Source organism: Pseudomonas sp. GW821-FHT04C07 (assembly GCF_059420325.1).
This window is the reverse complement of sequence record NZ_JBWKTM010000010.1, coordinates 63,438-85,105: the sequence shown is the minus strand read 5'-3', so window position 1 is coordinate 85,105 and position 21,668 is coordinate 63,438. Positions and strand designations below refer to the sequence as shown.

Annotated in this window: 19 protein-coding genes; 15 read left to right on the top strand and 4 right to left on the bottom strand. The window is 57.6% G+C overall.

What is annotated here, in order from left to right:
• Positions 1–44 precede the first annotated feature (44 nt).
• Positions 45–1,178, top strand: coding sequence for a hypothetical protein (locus AC07UI_RS18885; protein ID WP_494993941.1), 1,134 nt, complete (start codon positions 45–47; stop codon positions 1,176–1,178).
• A gap of 84 nt (positions 1,179–1,262) precedes the next feature.
• Here the strand turns inward: AC07UI_RS18885 and AC07UI_RS18880 are convergent, their stop codons facing one another.
• Positions 1,263–1,619 (bottom strand): hypothetical protein, encoded by a 357-nt coding sequence (locus AC07UI_RS18880; protein WP_494993940.1) that lies wholly within the window; start codon positions 1,617–1,619, stop codon positions 1,263–1,265.
• Between the two features lie 285 nt (positions 1,620–1,904).
• On the opposite strand from AC07UI_RS18880, the gene AC07UI_RS18875 reads away from it, so the two are divergent.
• From AC07UI_RS18875 to AC07UI_RS18835, 9 genes are all read left to right on the top strand, one after another.
• On the top strand, positions 1,905–2,276 hold the full coding sequence (locus tag AC07UI_RS18875) for a cupin domain-containing protein (protein ID WP_494993939.1): 372 nt from the start codon (positions 1,905–1,907) through the stop codon (positions 2,274–2,276).
• A gap of 157 nt (positions 2,277–2,433) precedes the next feature.
• Positions 2,434–2,670, top strand: coding sequence for a hypothetical protein (locus AC07UI_RS18870; RefSeq protein ID WP_494993938.1), 237 nt, complete (start codon positions 2,434–2,436; stop codon positions 2,668–2,670).
• Positions 2,671–2,878: 208 nt separating this feature from the next.
• Complete coding sequence (locus tag AC07UI_RS18865) at positions 2,879–3,298, top strand: glycine zipper domain-containing protein (RefSeq protein ID WP_494993937.1); 420 nt, start codon at positions 2,879–2,881, stop codon at positions 3,296–3,298.
• Positions 3,299–3,512: 214 nt separating this feature from the next.
• The gene (locus AC07UI_RS18860; protein WP_494993936.1) at positions 3,513–4,268 is read left to right on the top strand and encodes a thioesterase II family protein; all 756 of its coding nucleotides are present in this window, start codon (positions 3,513–3,515) and stop codon (positions 4,266–4,268) included.
• A gap of 628 nt (positions 4,269–4,896) precedes the next feature.
• On the top strand, positions 4,897–7,662 hold the full coding sequence (gene mgtA, locus AC07UI_RS18855) for a magnesium-translocating P-type ATPase (protein WP_494993935.1): 2,766 nt from the start codon (positions 4,897–4,899) through the stop codon (positions 7,660–7,662).
• A 154-nt stretch (positions 7,663–7,816) separates the two neighbouring features.
• A complete protein-coding gene (locus AC07UI_RS18850; RefSeq protein ID WP_494993934.1) occupies positions 7,817–8,533 on the top strand; it encodes an MgtC/SapB family protein in 717 nt (238 codons plus the stop codon).
• Between the two features lie 190 nt (positions 8,534–8,723).
• Positions 8,724–9,170: a response regulator gene (locus AC07UI_RS18845; protein WP_494993933.1), complete on the top strand. Its 447-nt coding sequence runs from the start codon at positions 8,724–8,726 to the stop codon at positions 9,168–9,170.
• A 340-nt stretch (positions 9,171–9,510) separates the two neighbouring features.
• Positions 9,511–10,137 carry a response regulator gene (locus AC07UI_RS18840; protein ID WP_494993932.1) on the top strand — a complete coding sequence of 209 codons (627 nt, stop codon included), beginning with the start codon at positions 9,511–9,513 and terminating at the stop codon, positions 10,135–10,137.
• The gene (locus tag AC07UI_RS18835; protein WP_494993931.1) at positions 10,138–13,386 is read left to right on the top strand and encodes a transporter substrate-binding domain-containing protein; all 3,249 of its coding nucleotides are present in this window, start codon (positions 10,138–10,140) and stop codon (positions 13,384–13,386) included.
• 22 nt (positions 13,387–13,408) lie between these two features.
• On the opposite strand, the gene dkgB is transcribed toward AC07UI_RS18835, so the two are convergent.
• Positions 13,409–14,212, bottom strand: coding sequence for a 2,5-didehydrogluconate reductase DkgB (gene dkgB, locus AC07UI_RS18830; RefSeq protein WP_494993930.1), 804 nt, complete (start codon positions 14,210–14,212; stop codon positions 13,409–13,411).
• A 144-nt stretch (positions 14,213–14,356) separates the two neighbouring features.
• Positions 14,357–15,265, bottom strand: coding sequence for a LysR substrate-binding domain-containing protein (locus tag AC07UI_RS18825; RefSeq protein ID WP_494994079.1), 909 nt, complete (start codon positions 15,263–15,265; stop codon positions 14,357–14,359).
• Between the two features lie 107 nt (positions 15,266–15,372).
• Here AC07UI_RS18825 and AC07UI_RS18820 point away from each other — a divergent pair, with 107 nt between their 5' ends.
• The 5 genes from AC07UI_RS18820 (at position 15,373) to AC07UI_RS18800 (ending at position 19,902) form a co-directional block, all read left to right on the top strand.
• The gene (locus AC07UI_RS18820) at positions 15,373–16,239 is read left to right on the top strand and encodes a pirin family protein (protein WP_494993929.1); all 867 of its coding nucleotides are present in this window, start codon (positions 15,373–15,375) and stop codon (positions 16,237–16,239) included.
• Between the two features lie 83 nt (positions 16,240–16,322).
• Complete coding sequence (locus AC07UI_RS18815) at positions 16,323–17,006, top strand: isochorismatase family protein (RefSeq protein ID WP_494993928.1); 684 nt, start codon at positions 16,323–16,325, stop codon at positions 17,004–17,006.
• A 56-nt stretch (positions 17,007–17,062) separates the two neighbouring features.
• A complete protein-coding gene (gene ycaC / locus AC07UI_RS18810) occupies positions 17,063–17,689 on the top strand; it encodes an isochorismate family cysteine hydrolase YcaC (RefSeq protein ID WP_494993927.1) in 627 nt (208 codons plus the stop codon).
• Positions 17,690–17,935: 246 nt separating this feature from the next.
• Positions 17,936–18,247, top strand: coding sequence for a DUF485 domain-containing protein (locus AC07UI_RS18805; RefSeq protein ID WP_494993926.1), 312 nt, complete (start codon positions 17,936–17,938; stop codon positions 18,245–18,247).
• Complete coding sequence (locus tag AC07UI_RS18800; protein WP_494993925.1) at positions 18,244–19,902, top strand: cation acetate symporter; 1,659 nt, start codon at positions 18,244–18,246, stop codon at positions 19,900–19,902. The genes AC07UI_RS18805 and AC07UI_RS18800 overlap by 4 nt, the downstream gene beginning before the upstream one ends.
• Before the next feature lie 309 nt (positions 19,903–20,211).
• Here the strand turns inward: AC07UI_RS18800 and gltA are convergent, their stop codons facing one another.
• Positions 20,212–21,501 carry a citrate synthase gene (gltA, locus tag AC07UI_RS18795; protein WP_494993924.1) on the bottom strand — a complete coding sequence of 430 codons (1,290 nt, stop codon included), beginning with the start codon at positions 21,499–21,501 and terminating at the stop codon, positions 20,212–20,214.
• Positions 21,502–21,668 lie beyond the last annotated feature (167 nt).

Below are 21,668 nucleotides of genomic sequence, written 5' to 3'. Positions count from 1 at the left end.
GGGAAGAGAGCGCCCGTTGAGGATTGCAGAGCAAATAAACCGGTATGAGCAGCGTGAAGGGCTTGGTTGAAACATCTGCGATGGCGGATGGGCTACCGTTGTCGAGTCTGTTTTGGGGGGCTGCGATCTTGAATTTGCGATCCCTGATCGTCGTCTTGATGGTTGCGTTGGTGAGTTGCGCCACACCCTATCGCGTCCCTGAAGTGACTGCGCCGGTTCCGATCACGGAGAGTATCTGGCAGCAAGTCGATCGGGACATCGTCGCCGCATCGCAAGCCGCGACAGAGCAAGCCAAAACTTACGCTCGCGGCTCCATGGAGCACTGGAGGGACCTCGTCTACCAGCGCACCGAGTCGGACTTCATTCCGTGGTATACCAGCTACTGGACCCAGGAATGGCTATCCATGAAGGTGACCTGGTACACGCTGAACGCAAAGGGCGAGACGGATCCTTCGGCAAAACGATTGACTGCCTATTTGCAGGAGCAGTACCACGATCGCGTGCTGGCCCCTGCCGCCGTGGAGATCGATCCCGATACGATTCTGATGCAGGCAACGCAACTCTACGTCCAGGTCCTGGGCAAAGCACTTCAGGAAATAGCGCAGCGCTATGGTGTTTCTGCGGATCAATTCGACCGGCGGCTCAAAGACATTCCAGCGATCGTGCTGGCGCCCCCACCCGACCACAGCGCTTCGCTCTATCAGATTGTCCACGCCAATCCGCTCGCCAGGCAGCCGGCTTATGCAGCCCTGATCAATCGGATCCATAATGCCCCCGGAGGGGTGGCAGCGGGGGCATCGGACGCAGGTATTACGTCAGTGGCGAAACAGACCAGCGCAAAACTGGAGGCTGAGCTCGCCGGCAGGGGTGCTGCAGGCGCTATTGCTGTGGTAGCCGGCCGGGTAGTAGGCTCGCTGATTTCCATGGGAGTGGCAGGTGTCCACGCCATCACCCAGGAGAGCGAACGGCCGGACCTTGAAGCGCAGGTTCGCAAAAGCCTGAGCGTCGCCTTTGACCAGGCGTGGCTTAAGCTTGTTGAGAACCCTACCTCCGGGGTGATGGCGGGGGTCTTTTACCTGTCTGGACAAATTGAAGGAAGTCTCGCCAAACCCGTGACGCTGCCAGCCATACCCGAACTGGTACCAGCGCCGCGAGAAGTTCCCCTGCCAAGCCAGTAACCCCTTGGCGCAATGCAGAAGTTCAAATGGGCGCGAGGTACGCCGCACCACCTCAGTGGTGCGGTGTGCTTTCAAAGGAAGACGCTATGCATGAACTCGCCGTGAAATCTCTTGATAGGTCGTACTGTCAACAGCAGCCAGCAGCTTTCGACCGTCCTTGAGTGTCGCTATAAAAGTCACCTCGGTCTCTTTGCCCGCCAACATAAAACCGGCGATAGCCCCTATGGGACCGAGCAACATTGCGCCTGCTATACCGAGACCTATGGCGTCTTTGACTTTCTTTATAGATTCCTCATTGGCAACCTCCAGCGTTTTCAGCGCCGAAAGGGGGAGGGTGATTCCAGGCCATCGATTGAGGGGGGTTCTGAGGGTGAAAGTGCCATTTCGATATTCTCCATCACCCTGCAGGAAATCCCCCGCTAACACTGTGATGTTTGCCATTTTGATTTTCCCTGGCGGCAATCGGTGAAGAAGTATTGCGCGCTTATCGCGTGCCGACGTCAATATTGTGGCGATGAAATGCAACGCCATTTTTCCCGGCATGTCTGGAAAAGTATCGAGGGCCCGATCAACGGGATTTCAATGATTTCGATCGTCAGCTTCCCACGATTTAAGGACTAGAATTATCAGGCGCATCAATGGGGGGCGATGCCGATGGCTTGTTGGCGGTTAGACGCTTTTGCGCTGCCTGCAGGCTTTCCAGCCACTCAATTGAGGGCCCATATCATGTTCGCTCATGAGCAAATAACCGAGCACAAATCCTTCTCGGAACCCGATGAAACCCGCGAGTTTCCACACGGAAAAGCGGAAATCCTCAAGATTGGCAATTCAGAGGTTGGACGCTTCACATTCAAACCTGGGTGGCGCTGGTCGAATGACATTCAACCTTTGGCACAGACACCTAGTTGCCAGGCCCCGCACTTCCAGTATCACGTCGCCGGTAAGCTTGCCATTCGCATGGATGACGGTACTGAGATCATTGCAGGGCCGGGAGACATCACGTCACTGCCTAGAGGTCACGACGCTTGGGTGGTCGGGGACGAGACTGTGGTGGTGGTGGATTGGTTTGGTGCAAGTAACTATGCCAAGAAGGTCTGAGGTAGTGGGGGTGTGTCTGTGATTCAGGACTGGGAAAAGGAGGTAGATTAAGTAGATCTACCCCTTTGTTCCGGTAAGCATGGGGATACGTCGTCAGGAGTGGCGTGACTGGATGGCGTATGCCTTACTGAGATTTAAACTTCAGAAGGATGCGGTTATGACTGAGCGCCATGTGGATTACGTGGAAACGCTTTCGAATGGATGCAAGATTGAGGTGAAGGCGCAGATCCTGAAGGACGGCTCCCTGCAGTTGCTCGTTGCCGCTTACACGCCGGACGGGAAACCAATCGTGGAGGGCTACAGGCCTGAGATCCATAATCTGGACATGGAGGGCGCGATGGACCTGGCGATAGATGTTGCCAAGCGCATTGGCAATGGCGAAAAACCTCAGTAGTGGTCAACGTTTGGTACCCGTCAGCGGGACCTGCGAGCGAGTGATCAAGCGGGGTGCGAACAGGTTTTTTTTGCCTGTGTGAAAACTCTTTCCTTAAACGAAATGTCCAACCTTCACAACTAGTCAGGTCTGGTAGACCCAGAGGCTGGACATGTCATTATCCAAAATATTCATTTTCCCAATAGTCAGCATTCTTGAGGTTCACATCATGCGTTTAACACTGCCTACTCTGGTTATTGGGCTTTTGCTCGCCCAAGGTGCGATGGCGGCGGGCGATGGTACGGCCGCCGTTGGTGGTGGTCTTGGTGGTGCGTTAGGGAATATGGTTGGCCGGCAAATGGGGGGCAGCACCGGTGCGGCGATTGGTGCGGGTGTTGGCGGCGCAGCGGGGAGTGCGGTAGGCGCTCGCAAGGGCAGCAAGACTAACGCCGCCATTGGTGGCGGTCTCGGCTCGGCGGGTGGTTCGATCATAGGTAACAAGGTGGGCGGGTCGACCGGATCCACCATCGGTGCCGGCCTCGGTGGCGCAGCGGGTGGCGCAGTGGGTAGCAACTTGTCCAACGACGGTGGCAAGAGTCATTCCGGTGGCAAGAGGCACAAACACAAGCACAACTTCAAACACGACTGAGTTTTGATTGGTTGGCGTGTTCAAGCCCGGCCCAGTGCCGGGTTTTTTCGATTTTCAGGTATCGACTTCCGGTGAGTCGCAGGTAGCGGGTGTGGTGGTATTGGGTGTGGCGGTAGAGAGTTACCGATGTTTGAGCAGTTGAGTCATTCAGGATCGCTAATTTACGCGTGCCTTCGTCCGTTCTCTTTACAGACAACCCATTGAGGTAAGCGCGGTGACCAAACTGACACTGTTGTGCCTGCCGTATTCCGGGGCCAGTGCCATGGTCTACAGCCGCTGGCGGCGCAAACTGCCTGAGTGGCTGCATTTGCAACCGGTGGAATTGCCGGGCCGTGGCGCACGTTTTGACGAAGCATTACAGACCGATATGCGTGCGCTGGTGCTGCAACTGGCCAGCGAGTGCAAGCCGTCCCTGACGGCGCCCTATGCGTTGTTCGGCCATAGCCTGGGCGCCTTGCTGGCGTACGAGATGGCCCATGCGTTTCGCTCGCTGGGGTGTTCGGAACCGGTGGCGTTGTTTGCCTCTGGCACCGCGGCGCCGACCCTGCGCGCGGAGTACGATCGGGAACTGGCCGTGCCCAGAACGGACGCGCAGCTGATCGAGCAGTTGCGCACCCTTGAAGGGACCCGTGAAGAAGTGCTGGCCAATGAAGAACTGATGAGCCTGGCGTTACCGGTCCTGCGCGCGGACTTTCTGTTATGCGGCAGTTTCCATCCGCTGGCCCGGCCTCTGCTCAAATGCCCGGTGCATGTCCTCGGCGGCACCTCCGACAGGGCCAGCACCGAGCAGTTGATTGGCTGGAGCAAGGAGACCCACGGCAGCTTTTCGATAGACATGCTGGCGGGTGGGCACTTCTTCATCCATGAGCATGAGGCCAAAGTGCTGCGGGTGATCAAGAGTCACCTGCAGGTTCATCACCGGCGGCATGCCTTGATGCCAGTCGGTTACCCGTATTCGCCCCCAACCTGAACCCTTCCTGAAGAATTTTCTGATTCACCAGGCGCAAATGTATAGAAGGTTTACTCACCGGAAAACGGCGCGTAAGCTTCGCGCGTTTTCATCAATAGCGGAGACCCACAGTGGGTACTTGTTCGAGTGACAGTAGTCGGCCGGTTTCGGTAACCGGCATATTCTCGGCAAGATAACGCGCAGTCTCCTGTGCCGTTGTCTCGCCGAAAAGCGAGAAACGGCATTCCGATCGCGGCCAGTCCTGGCCTGCATCTCGACGTCTCTCTCATCGACACTGAACAGTGCGTGATGCCCGGCCTTGAGCCGCATCGCTGTGCTACGGACGCGCCTGTCATTTTTGACCGGCGGGCCAAACCCGCTTTGCCTGTTACTCGGGCAAGGCCTCGGGTCGGCCATACCTGCTCGTAGTTTCCTGGCTCTGACCGTTAGGGGGGAACAGCCATGGGCATCATCAATATTCTGACTCATCGCCGGCAACATCGACCTGCGCTGCCGGTACGACTGCGATTATTGCGGGCGTAAAGCCCTTCCTCGAGACCACAAAAATTATGACTGATTGTTCCGATTTAAGGCTGCCTGCGTAGTCACCTGAAAGAGGGTGAGGCGCAGGCGGTGCGGGAGTAACACCATGAAGCTCACCCTGTTGAAAGAAATCTTTGCCGGCTTCCTGCGGACCCGGCACTTTGCCCGGCACTTCCGCCGACTGGCGCTGTTGGAAAGTTTCACTGACGTCACCGTCAACCGTGAGGTACCGCCGACTCTGGCGCAAACCCTGGTCGCTGCGGCCAACAGTGAAGCGCCTGTATTGCTGGAAAAACTTGGCAGCCACAGCGATGGCTTGAGCGATATCGAGGCCAATGCGCTGCGTGAGCAATATGGCCTCAACGAGGTCGAGCACGAGCAACCCCTGCCATGGTGGACCCACCTGTGGCACTGCTACAAAAACCCCTTCAACCTGCTGCTGACGTTGCTTGCGGTCATCTCCTGGCTGACCGATGACATGAAAGCCGCCACGGTCATTTTCTCTATGGTCGTGCTCTCCACACTGCTGCGCTTCTGGCAGGAAGCCAAGTCCAACAAGGCCGCCGATGCCCTCAAGGCGATGGTGAGCAACACCGCGACGGTGATGCGTCGCGATTTCAGCGCTGAAGCTGCGCCGTTGTTCGGCAGGTTCCATGGCGCTTCGGTGGCGGTCAAAGGCGCGCAGCGCATCGAGTTGCCGATCAAACAACTGGTGCCTGGCGATCTGATCGTGCTCTCGGCCGGCGACATGATCCCCGCTGATTGCCGTGTGCTCGGCGCCAAGGACCTGTTCGTCAGCCAGGCAGCGATGACCGGCGAATCGATGCCGGTAGAGAAGTTCCCCCGTCAGCAAGACGGCGAGACCCGCAACCCGCTGGAACTTACGAACATCCTGTTCATGGGCACCAACGTGGTCTCCGGCGCGGCAACGGCGGTGATTTTGACCACCGGCAACAGCACTTATTTCGGAGCCCTGGCCCAGCGGGTCGGTGCCACTGATCGTGCGCCGACGTCGTTTCAGACGGGGGTCAACAAGGTCAGCTGGCTGCTGATTCGCTTCATGTTCGTGATGGCGCCGCTGGTGCTGTTCATCAACGGTTTCACTAAAGGTGACTGGATGGAAGCGCTGCTGTTCGCGCTGTCTATCGCCGTGGGCCTGACCCCGGAAATGCTGCCGATGATCGTCACCTCAACCCTGGCCAAAGGGGCGGTGTTTCTGTCGCGCAAAAAAGTCATCGTCAAACACCTTGATGCGATCCAGAACTTCGGCGCCATGGACGTGCTGTGCACCGACAAGACCGGCACCCTGACCCAGGACAAGATCTTTTTGGCGCGACATGTCGACGTCTGGGGCAAAGAGTCCGAGGACGTGCTGGAAATGGCTTACCTCAACAGCTACTACCAGACCGGCCTGAAAAACCTGCTGGATGTGGCGGTGCTTGAGCACGTTGAAGTCTACCGTGAGCTGAAAGTCGGCACCGCGTTCCGGAAGGTCGACGAGATTCCTTTCGACTTCACCCGGCGGCGCATGTCGGTGGTGGTGGCGGAGCAGGATCAAGCGCATTTGCTGATCTGCAAAGGCGCGGTGGAGGAGGTGCTGGCGGTGTGCAAACGTGTGCGCCATGGCGAGGCCGAGGAAGCCTTGACCGATGAGTTGCTGGCGCGGATTCGTCAGGTCACCGCCGAGCTCAATGAAGAAGGCCTGCGGGTGGTGGCAGTTGCCGCGCGAGCCATGCAAACCGGGCGCGATATCTATAGCCTGGCGGATGAGCAGGAACTGACGCTGATCGGCTACGTAGCGTTTCTCGATCCACCGAAGGAAAGCACCGCGCCCGCGCTCAAAGCGTTGGCAGCCCACGGCGTGGCAGTGAAAGTGCTGACCGGCGACAACGAACGGGTGACCGCGAAGATCTGCCGTGAAGTCGGGCTGGAGCAACAAGGCCTGTTGATGGGCAATGACATCGAACGCATGAGCGATGCCCAATTGGCCGTCGCGGTGGAGACCACCAACGTCTTCGCCAAGCTGACACCTTCCCACAAGGAGCGCATCGTTCGACTGCTCAAAGGTAACGGGCATGTGGTCGGTTTCATGGGCGACGGGATCAACGATGCGCCGGCGCTACGCACCGCCGACATTGGTATTTCGGTGGACAGCGCGGTGGACATCGCCAAGGAAGCGGCCGACATCATCCTTCTGGAAAAGAGCCTGATGGTACTGGAGGAGGGCGTGCTGGAAGGCCGTCGGACCTTCGCCAATATGCTCAAGTACATCAAAATGACTGCCAGCTCGAATTTCGGCAACGTGTTCTCGGTGCTGGTGGCCAGCGCGTTCATTCCGTTCCTGCCGATGTTGCCGATGCACCTGCTGGTGCAGAACCTGCTGTATGACATCTCGCAGATCGCCATCCCGTTCGATAACGTCGATGAGCAAATGCTGAAAAAACCACAACGCTGGCAGCCGGGCGATGTCGGGCGTTTCATGCTGTTCTTCGGGCCCATCAGTTCGATCTTTGATCTGCTGACCTTCGCCTTGATGTGGTATGTCTTTGATGCCAATACGCCGGATCACCAAACCTTGTTCCAGTCGGGCTGGTTCGTGGTCGGATTGCTGACCCAGACACTGATCGTGCACATGATCCGTACACCGAAGATTCCATTCCTGCAAAGCCGCGCAGCCACGCCGTTGCTGGTGATGACCGGGATCATCATGACGGTTGGGATCTTCCTGCCGATGGGGCCGTTGGCGCACTACTTCAAACTGCAGGCGTTGCCGTCGCTGTACTTCGTGTTCCTGCCGGTGATTCTGCTGGCGTACATGGCACTGACCCAGGCGGTGAAAGGCTTCTACATCCGCCGGTTCGGCTGGCAATAAACCGATGATCGTTCCCACGCTCCCGCGTGGGAATGCCTCACTGGACGCTCTGCGTCTGCTCTGAATTGTGACGCGCAGCGTCACGGGCTGCATTCCTTTGCTGCGCGTGGGAACGATCGAAAGCCTCTCGCCACGAGAATCAAGGAAGGCATTCATGCAAGCGATCAACAATATCAACCTGGACTCTCTGGTCGACACCCTGGTCAGCCTCAGTGCGGCGTTCATCCTCGGTGGACTGATAGGTTTTGAACGCCAGTACCGCCAGCGCACAGCAGGGCTGCGGACCAACGTACTGGTGGCGGTGGGTGCGGCGATTTTCGTCGACATGGCCAACCGTCTCGGTGGCGCCGAAGGGGCCGTGCGGGTGGTCGCGTATGTGGTTTCCGGCATCGGCTTTCTCGGTGCCGGGGTGATCATGCGAGAGGAGGGCAACGTCCGTGGCCTGAACACCGCAGCGACCCTCTGGGCCTCGGCCGCAGTCGGTGCTTGCGCCGGTGCCGATCTGCTCCTTGAAGCGCTGCTCGGCACGCTGTTCGTCCTCGCGGCGAACACCTTGCTGCGGCCGATAGTCAACAACATCAACCGCCAGCCACTGGACGTGGTCTCGGCCGAGGTCACCAATATCGTCTACGTTATCGCTCGCCGATCGCAGCAAAAGGCCGTGCTGTCGTTGCTCGAAACCGAGCTGGAACGCTGCAATTACCCGGCGAGCGATGTCGATGTGCACGCGTTCGGCGCCCACGAGGTGGAGATCGAGGCCACGCTGGCCACCACCTCGGTCGATGGTGATGAGCTGGATGAATTGGTGGCGCGTATTTCCACTTCGACATTGGTGGTGCAAGCGTTCTGGAGTCCGAGTACGACGGAGTAGTTACGTCTGCCATCATTCAGTTTCATCCGCCTCGCAGCAACACCTTGGGACAAAGGCGTATCCGTAGGGAAATGGCAGGTTTCTTTGAGATAAGTCCTACATAAAACTGGCCGTGTCTCGCATAGCCTGCTGCCCTCACGGAAGTTGGCTGACGCAAGTCGGCTGGAACGTATTTGTCATGGTTGCCAAAATGTTGAATAAAACGTTACGAATCCTGATCGCCGATGAGCAGCATTTCCATCGAATGAAAATCGAGCGGATTTTGAATCAGCTGGGGTATTTCCGCATCGCTCCGGTGCATTGCGTAGAAGAGCTGTTAACCCTGGTGGAGTACGCTGGCGAGCCGTTCGATCTGGTGATGATCAGCGCATCATTGACGGCCGGAGTCGACCTCGATTTGCTGACGTTCTGTGGGGACAATCAGCAGATACATCGTGGGATTGTCTACGATGGCCAGCAGCTACACATCACTGCGAGCAAGGTTGGCCAACCTCGGAGGGTGCAGGTAATCCAGGCGCGAATGCCGGACTTTGAGTGGGTCAGGCAATTGATGGAAATAGTCGATCTCCACCCCCATGAAGCCAAGGTACCTGTGCTGCCATGGCTGCACGATGTTTATCAGAACAAAGCGGGTTAAAGGCTCAGGGGCGCGAGCCTGTTCAAGCCTTCACTTCTCACGTTGCTCCCCGATGGTTTTGGACGTCAGTCCCTGATTTGTTATCGCTCGTTTTGAATCGGCGAATGGCAAGGTTGACGCCTACAATCTTTAGCAACAAGCCACCTGGCGTCCGTCATTTCGCACTTGAACGTGCAGGTTTGAACGTTACCGTTCGTCTGAACTGTCATTTCTTACAGGTAGTTGAGCTCACCCCGGCGTGCAAGAGTATTAGCGCAGGCGCAGCGGCGCTGCGCAGCCTGTCAGTCCCTCGCGGTTGAACCGCAGAAGCCTGACGGTGGGATGCTTTATAGGAGTTTTCATGAGTAAAGCACTGGTTGTGGATGATCATCCGGTCATTCGAGCCGCGGTCAAGATGGTGCTTCAGAAGGAAAAGTTCCAGGCGATTCTGGAGGCCTGCAATGGCGTTGAGGCCGTGCAAATGGCCCGCGAACATAAACCGGACCTCGTCGTGCTGGATATCGCCATGCCCGGACTCGATGGTCTGGAAGTCTTGAACCGGCTCAAGGACCTGGAGTCGCCATGCCGGATGTTGGTGTACACCTCCCATGAGCCGGTTTTCTATTCCGCCCGCTGTATGAGAAGCGGCGCGTTGGGCTACATATCAAAAACCAATGATCTGGAGGAGTTGAGCAAAGCGATCGGTGCAGTGATGTCCGGTTATACCTACTTCCCTCGTTTACCTTCCAGCTCGGTGAACCCGGACCATCTCCAGTGCACGGAAATGCAATTGATCGAAAAATTGTCGGACCGTGAGTTGACGATTTTTCAAGCACTCGCCCGTGGTTTAAGTAACAAAGAAATCGCCGTGTCGATGCTCTTGAGCCACAAAACCGTCAGCACGTACAAAACCCGCTTGATCGAAAAACTCAATGTGACGTCGGCAGTTCATTTGAGGGATTTGGCCAAGCGTAATCATGTGATCTGAATGAAGACGCTCCTGCGCAAAGGGCTGGTAGCCTTGGTGTATTTCGAGGTGCTGTTTCTTTCGTCGGGCGCCAGTGCCCAGATGCAAGCCTTGCATCTGCTGGGGCGCTCGACGGTTCAGGATTACCGCGTCGAGCTGGATGAGGCGGACTGGCGCTGGCTAAAGGAGAAGGGCGTATTGCAGCTCGGCGCCTCGTCGCCGGACTATGCGCCATTCGACCTGACCCTCAATAACCACGACTTTGAAGGGATTACCGCGGACTACGCGGATCTGCTCGCCCAGTTGCTGCACATCAAGATCGAAGTGCAGCGCTATGAATCTCGTGAGGCCGTCATTGCCGCGCTGAAACGCGGGGAGCTGGACTTGTTAGGTACGGCCAACGGCTTTGAAGCAGTCGACCCGCAGTTGAGCATGTCCCGAGCTTACGCCGACGACTTGCCGACCCTGGTCACCCGCACTGGCGACAGCAGTGACTTGCCCGCCGACCTGGCAGGCAAGCGCCTGGCCATGCTCAATCACTACCTGCCGCCCTGGGTGGTTCGCACCTACTACCCTGATGCCAGCCTGCAACTTTACCCCTCGACCCTGAGTGCCATTGGTGCCGTGGCGTTTGGTCAGGCCGATGTGTACCTCGGTGACTCCATCAGCGCCAATTACCTGATCAACAATAATTACCTGAACAATGTCCAGCTGGCGGACTTCTCCCAACTGGAGATGAGTCCTTTTGCCTTCGCCATGGGCCGCGACAACCAGCGCTTGCGGCGTATTATCGACGCGGCCCTGGCGGCGATTCCGACCGACGAGCGCATGGCCATCCTGCGTCGCTGGAGCGCCGACAGCACGAGCCTGACCGGCCAGCAAGGATTGCACTTCAGCGCCAGCGAACAACGCTGGCTGGAAAAAAATCCGCGGCTGAAAGTAGCGATCATCGATGACTTCGTACCTCTTTCATTTTTTGATGAAAAAGGCGAATTCCGTGGGCTCAGTGCTCAGGTTCTGGCCAGGATCAGCCTGCGCACCGGGCTGAAATTCGACGTGCTGCGAGGCAGCTCGTTGAACAAGCAAATCGAGAAAGTCAAAGATGGCACGGCCGATCTTCTGGCGGTTATTACGCCCAGCACAGAGCGCGAGGCCGATTTGCTATTCACACGACCGTATCTGGTCAACCCGTTTGTGTTAGTCACAAGTACGGACCCCACAAGTCCCGGCACGCTGGACGACATGGTCGACAAGAGCCTGGCGCTGGTTCAAGGCAACGGGCTGCGAGAATTTGTGCGTGCGGCGGCTCCCGGCATCCGTTTCATTGATGTGGAAAACCAGGCTCAGGCAATGGAAATGGTAGCCAATGGACAGGCCGATGCCGCGCTGAGCTCACTGATCAGTGCGCGTTACATGATTTCCCGGCGATACCGCGATCGTTTGCATATCACCAGTACTGTGGGCACGGAACCGGCGCGCGTTACCTTTGCCACCAGCCACGACGCCCTCGAGTTGTATTCGATTCTGAATAAAGCCTTGTTGAGCATCCCGCCGGTAGAAATGGATGAGCTGACCAATCGTTGGCGCAATGAGGCAACAGTGCAAGACAGTTACTGGTTGCGCAATCGTGCGGCGATCATTCAGGGGTTTGCGTTCGCTGCAGGCTTGCTGTTGCTTGCGTTGGGCTGGATTGCCTATCAGCGCAGCCTGATCCGCAAGCGTCAGCAACTGCTGCTTCAGCTGCAGGAAGCCAAGGACGTCGCGGACGATGCCAATCGGGCCAAGACCACGTTTCTGGCGACCATGAGTCATGAAATCCGTACGCCGATGAACGCGCTGATCGGCATGCTCGAATTGGCGATGAAAAGTGCCGAGAAGGGCGTCACTGACCGTTCTTCGATTGAGGTGGCTTCCGCCGCGGCGCGTGATTTGCTGGACTTGATCGGCGACATTCTAGACATCGCGCGGATTGAGTCAGGGCATCTTTCGTTGACCCGGGAACGGGTCAATCTGCGCACACTGGTTGTGTCTGTAGCAAGAGTCTTCGAAGGGCTGGCACGGGACAAGCACCTGCGATTGGTCCTGGATCTGGACCTCAAGAGTGACCGTGAAGTGCTGATCGACCCGTTGCGCTTCAAACAGATTATTTCCAATGTACTGAGCAACGCCATCAAGTTCACCCACCGGGGTGAAGTGCGCTTGAACGTGCAGGTCGAACCTGGAACTCACCAAGAGCATTTGGCCATTCGAATACGGGTCGAGGATACCGGCATCGGTATCAGCCTTCATGATCAGCAACGCTTGTTCAGCCCGTTCACTCAGGCTGACAACCCCGCCCAATCAGCGCGTAGCGGATCGGGCCTGGGGTTGGTCATCAGCCGTTCGCTATGTGAAATGATGGGTGGCCAATTGCAGCTGAGCAGTGTTCTGGGCGAAGGGACGCAGATTGAGGTCACGCTGGAGGTGCTGGCTTTGCAGGCGCTGGCTCAACCGACACCAGCCGCCACGGTCGAGCAGTTGCCCACTGAGCCGCTGAATATTCTGGTGGTCGACGACTATCCGGCCAATCGTCTGTTGCTGGCCCGGCAGTTGAGCTATCTGGGTCATTGTACGCAGGAGGCCGAGGACGGTGAGCAGGGCCTTGAACTGTGGCGAAATCATCCATTCGATGTGGTCATCACCGATTGCAATATGCCGGCCATGAACGGCTACGAACTGACCGGCGCCATTCGCGATGAAGAGAAGGCCAACGGTCTTGAAGCCTGTTTGATCCTTGGTTTTACCGCTAATGCCCAGCGCGAGGAGAAGGTTCGTTGTATGGAGGCGGGGATGGATGACTGCCTGTTCAAACCCATCAGCCTGCAAGACCTGAGTGCTCGACTGGCATCCAGGACTTCAGGCGCGACGTCGATACCGCTTGAACAGGCCACGGGGCAAACATCTGCTGAAATTGACCTGAGCAGTCTGGAGCAATGGGTCGGTGCAGACCGGATGTTGATCAACGATTTGCTGAGTGAACTGGCCTCCAGCAATGAAAAGGACCTGGCCCGGCTGCGGGATTTTTACGCCAACCGCGACCGTGATGGCCTAAGGGATCTGGCACACCGGATCAAGGGCGGCGCTCGGGTCGTCAATGCGCACCGCTTGATCCTGTGTTGCGAACATCTGGAAAGGGCCATAGGCGAACGCGACGCCGCGTCGCTGACGCACGCGGTCGCGGCTTTGCAACACGCCATGGAGCGCCTGGCTCACTTCCTGGCGCAGCACTGACCACAGCACGCGCGTCAGTGGCTCAATCCCAAATTGGCGCGATGCCTTTGGGGCTGGTCAGGCGGTAATCTCGTTCAAGGGTGCTGATCAGCTCCATGTCGGCAGCACTCAAGGTCAAGGTACGGGCCTTCAGGTTGCTTTGCAGATTGGCGCGCTTGGTGGAGGACGGAATCACGGCGTATCCGGACTGCATGGCCCATGCGAGCGTGACTTGCGCTGGGGTGGCCTGATGCCGATCGGCAATGTGCTGAATCAATGGATCTTTCAGGACTTCACCGTAGGCCAGGGTCATGTATGACGTGATCTGGATGCCCTGGCTTTGAGCAAACCCGACGACTGTGCGGTTTTGCAGGTAGGGGTGAAGTTCGATCTGGTTGGTGGCTATATTCTCCGCACCGACGGCGGCGATGGCCTGTTTCATCAGGTCGACGGTAAAGTTGGAAATGCCGATCTGCCGGGTCAGGCCTTGCTGTCTGGCCTCCAGTAGCGCACCCATGAATTCGGCGACCGGCACCTGGTCTTCAGGGGATGGCCAATGAATCAGGGTCAGGTCCAGGTAGTCGGTCTGCAGTTTGCGCAGGCTTTCCTTGAGGCTCTCGATCAGCGTGTCTTTGGCGAAGTTGGCAACCCAGATCTTGCTGGTAATGAACAGCTCTTCGCGAGGGATACCGCTGGCGGCGATGGCCTGGCCGACTTCAGCTTCGTTCTCGTAGATCTGCGCGGTGTCGATTACCCGGTAGCCCAACTCAAGAGCGCTGCTCACCGAATCGATGACCACTTGGCCCTGTAGACGAAAAGTACCGAGACCGAACGCGGGAATAGACATGCATGACTCCAATGGTTGCAGTGGGAATGGCCACGAGTATCCCGGTCTGCATCGCATGGAAAAACCGCCGAAATGGCAAAGCAATGTTTACCGCAAGTCACGAATGAGTTCGGGTAGCCGATCCTTACCCCCGAGCCTTTGGAATCAGGCAATGTCGCTCTGACTGAACTCTTCACCGAGGAAATCGATCAAGGTCCGCACCGATGGCAGCAATCCACGGCGCGAGGGGAATATGACGTGGACGATGCCGGATTTTGGCGTCCAGCCCGGCACCAGCTGGATAAGCCTGCCAGCGGCGAGATCTTCGCGCACCACCACGCTGGGTAGGTGGGCAATGCCGATGCCGGCCAGCACCGCGTGGCGCAGGGCGATGAGGTCGTCAGTGACCATCCGCGGATGATGGCCGATCACGGCGCTGGCGGCATTCGGGCCGAACAGTTCCCAGTGATATTCGCGCTGCGCCGTCCCCCAATGCAGGCTCGGCAGGCCGCTGAGGTCGGCGGGGGAGGAGGGGGACGACAGGTGCGTCAGAAAGCTCGGGCTGCCCACCAGGCATTGAGTGCTGTTGCCCAACACTTTCATCACCAGATCGCTGCTTTCCAGTGGCGGAAATCGCACCCGCAGGGCGATATCGAACCCTTCGTGGATCAAGTCGACTCGACGGTTGGTGCTTTCGATAAACAGTTCCACCCGCGGGTACTTGAGCATGTAACGGGTCAGCATCGGCCCCACCCATGAATTGAGCAGCGCCGTTGGGCAACTGATACGCACCAGTCCTTGAGGTTCGGAGCGGTTGCGTTCGATGACCTCCGCCGCACTTTCAGCCTCCACCCGCATGGCCAGGCAACGCTGGTAGTACTCCTGGCCGATCTCGGTCAACGAACAGTGCCGGCTGGTGCGGTGAATCAGCCGCACGCCGAGGCGTTCTTCCAGCTGCGAAATACGTCGGCTGAGTTTTGACTTGGGCATGTACAAGGCTCGCCCGGCAGCGGCGAAGCCACCGTGTTCCACGACTTGAGTGAAGTAGTAAAGGGTGTTCAGGTCTTCCACTATCGTTCTCCAAATAGAACGCTATGGGTGATTTTTGCAGTCTAGCGTAGCAAAGGTGTCGGATTTAAGGTGTGTCCATGGTTTCACTCACCCACTTTCGGAGGCACACCATGAAAAAAATCATCGGTATCTACACCAGCCCAAGAGCGCATTGGGTGGGCGACGGTTTCCCGGTTCGCACATTGTTTTCCTATGACAGCCTGGGCAAACACGTCAGCCCGTTCTTGCTGCTCGATCACGCCGGCCCCGCTGAATTCGCGCCGACCACACAGCGCCGTGGCGTGGGTCAACACCCGCATCGCGGTTTCGAAACCGTGACCATCGTCTACAAGGGCGAGCTGGAACACCGTGACTCCACCGGCAGCGGCGGCAAGATCGGTCCTGGCGACGTGCAGTGGATGACCGCAGCTTCGGGGATCCTGCATGAAGAATTCCATTCTGAAGATTTCGCCCGCAGTGGCGGCACTCTGGAAATGGTCCAGTTGTGGGTCAACCTGCCTGCCCGGGACAAGATGGCTGACGCCGGCTACCAGACCATTCTCGATGGCGATATTCCGAACCTGGCGCTCAAGGACCAGGCCGGCAGCCTGAGGCTGATCGCCGGTGAATTCGACGGTCACAAAGGGCCGGCACGGACCTTCACCCCGATCGATGTCTGGGACATTCGCTTGAATGCCGGTAAAGCGCTGACGCTGGACCTGCACGAAGGTCGCAATACGGCGTTGGTGGTGCTGCGCGGCACGGTTCAGGTCAACGGTCAGGAGCGGGTTCAGGAAGGGCAGTTGGTCTTGTTCGAACGCAACGGTGATCAGATCAGCCTGGAGGCTAATCACGATGCCGTGGTGCTGCTGCTCAGTGGCGAGCCGATCGATGAACCCATCGTCGGCCACGGACCGTTCGTGATGAACACCGAGGCACAAATCCATCAGGCCTTTGCCGACTTCCAGTCCGGCCAATTCGGCCAGATGCACGGCTGATACACAACTCCGCTCTACACAGGACACGTAGGTCGGTTCACTGGCCAGGGATGGCTGTCGCCAAAAATAAAGAGGAAACGCTCATGAACATGACCAATGCGGCCAACTTCAATGGCCTGAAACCGACCATCGACCCCGCCGACAGTGCGCTGCTGTTGATCGACCACCAGAGCGGGCTGTTCCAGATCGTCAAGGATATAGACGTCCCGCAACTGCGCGCCAACGCCATCGCCCTGGCTAAAGCCGCGACCTTGTTGAAAATGCCGGTGATCACCACAGCTTCGGTGCCCCAAGGGCCGAACGGGCCGTTGATCCCGGAGATTCACCAAGAGGCACCGCACGCTCAATACGTCGCCCGCAAAGGCGAAATCAACGCCTGGGACAACCCGGAATTTCACGCGGCAGTGAAAGCCACCGGCAAGAAAACCCTGGTGATCGCAGGCACGCTGACCAGCGTCTGCCTGGCCTTTCCATCAATCGCCGCCGTGCATGAAGGCTACAAGGTATTCGCAGTGGTTGATGCCTCGGGCAACCACTCCAGACTTGCCACTGATCTGACAATTGCACGTTTGTCTCAGGCTGGAGTGGTGCCGATCGACATCATGGCTGCGCTTTCTGAGCTGCAAGGTTCGTGGAACCGCCCCGACGCCGAGCAGTGGGCTGCCGTCTACGCCCAGGCCATGCCGCATTATCAATTGCTGATCGAAAGCTACCTCAAGGCTCAGCAAGTGGCAAACGAACACGAAGTGCTGGATTCCCAGCGCTAACCGAGTACCCGACGCTGACTTCTATTCGGCATCGATAAGAAGCGAGGACTACTGCAATGACTACCTCTTACAAACGTCTGGATAAAAACAACGCCGCCGTTCTGTTGGTCGATCATCAGGCTGGCCTGCTGTCGCTGGTTCGCGATATCGAACCGGACCGGTTCAAGAACAACGTGCTGGCCCTGGCCGATCTGGCCAAGTACTTCAAGCTGCCGACGATCCTCACCACCAGTTTCGAGACCGGCCCCAACGGTCCGCTGGTGCCGGAATTGAAAGCGCTGTTCCCGGAGGCGCCATACATTGCCCGCCCAGGGCAAATCAACGCCTGGGACAATGAAGACTTCGTCAAGGCGATCAAGGCCACCGGCAAAAAACAACTGATCATCGCCGGCGTAGTCACCGAAGTCTGCGTGGCATTCCCGGCGCTTTCGGCACTGGCTGAAGGCTTCGAGGTGTTTGTGGTTACCGATGCTTCCGGCACCTTCAATGAACTCACCCGCCAGTCGGCCTGGGATCGCATGTCGGCATCCGGCGCACAGTTGATGACCTGGTTCGGCCTGGCCTGCGAGCTGCACCGCGACTGGCGCAACGATGTGGAAGGGCTGGCCACCTTGTTCTCCAACCACATCCCTGACTACCGCAACCTGATGACCAGCTACAACACCTTGACCAACGGCAAATAAGGACGGGCTCCGTAGCAGCTGGCATAGCCTGCGTCCGGGCGCGGAGCGAGCCGAGCGTAGCCTTCGGTAACTGCTACGGATACAGGTCAGACAGGGGCTCGCAAGAGGCCCCTGTTTTTGTTTTGGGGGGGAGTCATTGGCGGCAGCGCTAATATCGTTCTAATACTAAGGTCGTCTGGAACCCGTTCCGCAGCGGCATAGAGTGGAATACGTTCTAACTAAATCTGTGCTGCGAGGATAAAAACAATGAACGACAGCATTTACCTCTCGATTCAAAACAGCCCGCGTTTCAAGGAGCTGGTCAGCAAAAGAGAGCGGTTCGCCTGGATTCTCTCGGCGATCATGCTTGGGCTTTACTCGGGCTTCATCCTTTTGATTGCCTACGGGCCGCATTTACTGGGGGCGAAAATCAGCCCTGGGTCATCGATTACCTGGGGGATACCGATTGGTGTCGGGCTGATTGTTTCGGCCTTTGTCCTCACTGCAATCTACGTTCGACGCGCCAACGGCGAATTCGACGACCTGAACAATGCGATTCTCAAGGAGGCTCAGCAATGATCCGGCGTCTATTGGCAGCTTTAGGCATTGCAGCCTTCGCACCGGCAGTTTGGGCTGCCGAGGCGCTCACCGGCGAAGTACACAAACAACCGCTCAACGTTTCGGCGATCCTGATGTTCGTGGTCTTCGTCGGTGCGACGCTGTGCATCACTTATTGGGCATCCAAGCGCAGCAAGTCGGCAGCCGACTACTACGCGGCGGGTGGCAAGATCACCGGTTTGCAGAACGGTCTGGCGATTGCCGGTGACTACATGTCGGCGGCGTCCTTCCTGGGGATTTCCGCGCTGGTGTTCGCCTCTGGCTACGATGGTCTGATTTATTCGATCGGCTTCCTGGTGGGCTGGCCGATCATTCTGTTCCTGATCGCCGAGCGTCTGCGTAACCTGGGTAAATACACCTTTGCCGACGTGGCGTCCTACCGCCTTGGGCAAACTCAGATTCGCACCTTGTCAGCCTGCGGTTCGCTGGTGGTGGTGGCGTTCTACCTGATTGCGCAAATGGTCGGCGCCGGCAAGCTGATTCAGCTGCTGTTCGGGCTCGATTACCATGTCGCAGTGATTATGGTGGGGATCCTGATGTGCCTCTATGTGTTGTTCGGCGGCATGCTGGCGACCACCTGGGTGCAGATCATCAAGGCCGTGCTGTTGTTGTCCGGTGCGTCGTTCATGGCACTGATGGTGATGAAGCACGTCAACTTCGACTTCAACACGCTGTTCTCCGAAGCGGTCAAGGTTCACCCTAAAGGTGAGGCGATCATGAGTCCCGGCGGGCTGGTGAAGGATCCGGTTTCGGCATTCTCCCTCGGTCTGGCGCTGATGTTCGGTACTGCAGGTCTGCCGCATATTCTGATGCGCTTCTTCACCGTGAGTGACGCCAAAGAAGCCCGTAAAAGTGTGTTGTACGCCACAGGCTTCATCGGCTATTTCTACATTCTGACGTTCATTATCGGCTTTGGCGCGATCTTGTTGGTCAGCACTAACCCGGCCTTCAAGGACGCTGCGGGGGCGCTGTTGGGCGGTAACAACATGGCGGCGGTGCACCTGGCCAATGCGGTGGGCGGCAGTATCTTCCTCGGCTTCATTTCGGCGGTGGCATTTGCCACCATTCTGGCGGTGGTTGCCGGTCTGACCCTGGCCGGGGCCACGGCGGTGTCTCACGACCTGTACGCCAGTGTGATCAAGAAGGGCAAGGCTAACGAGAAGGATGAGATCCGTGTTTCGAAGATCACCACCATCGCCTTGGGCGTGTTGGCGATCGTTCTGGGTATTCTGTTCGAAAGCCAGAACATCGCGTTCATGGTGGGTCTGGCGTTCTCGATCGCTGCCAGTTGCAACTTCCCGGTGCTGCTGCTTTCCATGTACTGGAAGAAGCTGACCACTCGCGGTGCGATGGTCGGTGGCTGGATGGGGCTGATCAGTGCCGTTGGTCTGATGGTCCTTGGTCCAACCATTTGGGTGCAGATCATGGGGCACGAGAAGGCGATCTTCCCGTATGAGTACCCGGCGCTGTTCTCGATGGCCATTGCCTTTGTCGGGATCTGGTTCTTCTCCATCACTGACAAGTCCGCTGCGGCTGACAATGAGCGGGCGCTGTTCTTCCCGCAATTCGTACGCTCGCAGACCGGTTTGGGCGCGAGTGGGGCGGTGTCGCACTAACGTACAGACATGTATGAGCTTCTATATATAAGCTGCGTTAAATAGAAATGCCCCGGTCGAGAGATCGGGGCATTTTTTGTTGGTTGTGCATAAGACTTCTGTAGGAGCCGAGCTTGCTCGCGATGGCGGCCTGACAGCCGGCCTGTGGTTTGGTTGGGGGGATATCGATTTACTGTGGGGTTGCTCGCGATAGCGGTAGGGCGGTCGCGGCAATGCCAGGAGGGCGGGGCAGGGCATCACACAAACAAATACGGCCTCTATTAAAGAGGCCGTACTCGATGAATCCAGGACGTTATCGCAAGACAGGTCTTATTTGCGGTCTTCCAGATTGGGGATGTCACGCGACTCGTAGCCGGTGTACAGCTGGCGCGGGCGACCGATCTTGTACGGGCTGGAGAGCATTTCTTTCCAATGGGAGATCCAGCCAACGGTCCGCGCCAGGGCGAAGATCACGGTGAACATGCTGGTTGGAATGCCGATCGCCTTGAGGATGATCCCCGAGTAGAAGTCGACGTTCGGGTACAGCGAGCGCTCGATGAAGTACGGATCGGTCAGGGCGATCTCTTCCAGGCGCATGGCCAGTTCGAGTTGTGGATCGTTGGTGATGCCCAGCTCTTTCAGTACTTCGTCGCAGGTCTGCTTCATCACGGTTGCGCGTGGGTCGCGGTTTTTGTAAACCCGGTGACCGAAGCCCATCAACTTGAACGGATCGTTCTTGTCTTTGGCCTTGGCGATGTACTTGTCGATGTTCGATACATCGCCAATTTCGTCGAGCATGCTCAACACTGCTTCGTTGGCGCCGCCGTGAGCCGGGCCCCAGAGTGCAGCGATACCGGCGGCGATACAGGCAAACGGGTTGGCACCCGAAGAGCCCGCCAGGCGTACGGTAGAAGTCGATGCGTTCTGCTCGTGGTCGGCATGGAGGATGAAGATCCGGTCCATGGCCTTGGCGAGTACCGGGCTGATCGGTTTGATCTCGCACGGGGTGTTGAACATCATGTGCAGGAAGTTTTCCGCGTACGTCAGGTCGTTGCGCGGGTACATCATGGGCTGGCCCATGGAGTACTTGTAAACCATCGCTGCCATGGTTGGCATCTTGGCAACCAGGCGGATCGCGGAGATTTCGCGATGCTGCGGGTTATTGATGTCCAGGGAGTCGTGGTAGAAGGCCGAGAGGGCGCCGACTACGCCGCACATGACGGCCATCGGGTGGGCGTCACGACGGAAGCCGTTGAAGAAGCTCTTCAGCTGCTCGTGGACCATGGTGTGGTTTTTCACGGTGCTGACGAACTGGGCCTTCTGCTCTGCGGTCGGCAGTTCGCCGTTGAGCAGCAGATAGCAGGTCTCCAGGTAGTCCGACTTCTCGGCCAGCTGTTCGATCGGGTAGCCGCGGTGTAGCAGGATGCCGTTGTCGCCGTCGATATAGGTGATCTTCGACTCGCAAGAGGCAGTCGACATGAAGCCTGGGTCAAAGGTGAAACGGCCCGTGGCCGTCAGGCCCCGAACATCGATAACATCGGGACCAACGGTGCCGGTTAAAATGGGCAGCTCGACGGGGGCTGCGCCCTCGATGATCAACTGCGCTTTTTTGTCAGCCATGTGGCCTCCTATTTATGCTTGAAATCATCAGACAGACCCCCCACGCAGGGCCCGCACCACTATAGTGAGATAAATTTGAATGTCAATTTGCCTAAAGTCTTGCCCCAGAAGGCTTTAACCGGACTTTTTCCTCGAAATTCCCCGCCATTTACGCCTTTTATTCCACT

Bases quoted from the DNA above. Each gene is read 5' to 3' on its own strand.
- AC07UI_RS18885 (WP_494993941.1), top strand. From the start codon at position 45: ATGAGCAGCGTGAAGGGCTTGGTTGAAACATCTGCGATGGCGGATGGG.
- AC07UI_RS18880 (WP_494993940.1), bottom strand. From the start codon at position 1,619: ATGGCAAACATCACAGTGTTAGCGGGGGATTTCCTGCAGGGTGATGGA.
- AC07UI_RS18875 (WP_494993939.1), top strand. From the start codon at position 1,905: ATGTTCGCTCATGAGCAAATAACCGAGCACAAATCCTTCTCGGAACCC.
- AC07UI_RS18870 (WP_494993938.1), top strand. From the start codon at position 2,434: ATGACTGAGCGCCATGTGGATTACGTGGAAACGCTTTCGAATGGATGC.
- AC07UI_RS18865 (WP_494993937.1), top strand. From the start codon at position 2,879: ATGCGTTTAACACTGCCTACTCTGGTTATTGGGCTTTTGCTCGCCCAA.
- mgtA (WP_494993935.1), top strand. From the start codon at position 4,897: ATGAAGCTCACCCTGTTGAAAGAAATCTTTGCCGGCTTCCTGCGGACC.
- AC07UI_RS18850 (WP_494993934.1), top strand. From the start codon at position 7,817: ATGCAAGCGATCAACAATATCAACCTGGACTCTCTGGTCGACACCCTG.
- AC07UI_RS18845 (WP_494993933.1), top strand. From the start codon at position 8,724: ATGTTGAATAAAACGTTACGAATCCTGATCGCCGATGAGCAGCATTTC.
- AC07UI_RS18840 (WP_494993932.1), top strand. From the start codon at position 9,511: ATGAGTAAAGCACTGGTTGTGGATGATCATCCGGTCATTCGAGCCGCG.
- AC07UI_RS18835 (WP_494993931.1), top strand. From the start codon at position 10,138: ATGAAGACGCTCCTGCGCAAAGGGCTGGTAGCCTTGGTGTATTTCGAG.
- dkgB (WP_494993930.1), bottom strand. From the start codon at position 14,212: ATGTCTATTCCCGCGTTCGGTCTCGGTACTTTTCGTCTACAGGGCCAA.
- AC07UI_RS18820 (WP_494993929.1), top strand. From the start codon at position 15,373: ATGAAAAAAATCATCGGTATCTACACCAGCCCAAGAGCGCATTGGGTG.
- AC07UI_RS18815 (WP_494993928.1), top strand. From the start codon at position 16,323: ATGAACATGACCAATGCGGCCAACTTCAATGGCCTGAAACCGACCATC.
- ycaC (WP_494993927.1), top strand. From the start codon at position 17,063: ATGACTACCTCTTACAAACGTCTGGATAAAAACAACGCCGCCGTTCTG.
- AC07UI_RS18805 (WP_494993926.1), top strand. From the start codon at position 17,936: ATGAACGACAGCATTTACCTCTCGATTCAAAACAGCCCGCGTTTCAAG.
- AC07UI_RS18800 (WP_494993925.1), top strand. From the start codon at position 18,244: ATGATCCGGCGTCTATTGGCAGCTTTAGGCATTGCAGCCTTCGCACCG.
- gltA (WP_494993924.1), bottom strand. From the start codon at position 21,501: ATGGCTGACAAAAAAGCGCAGTTGATCATCGAGGGCGCAGCCCCCGTC.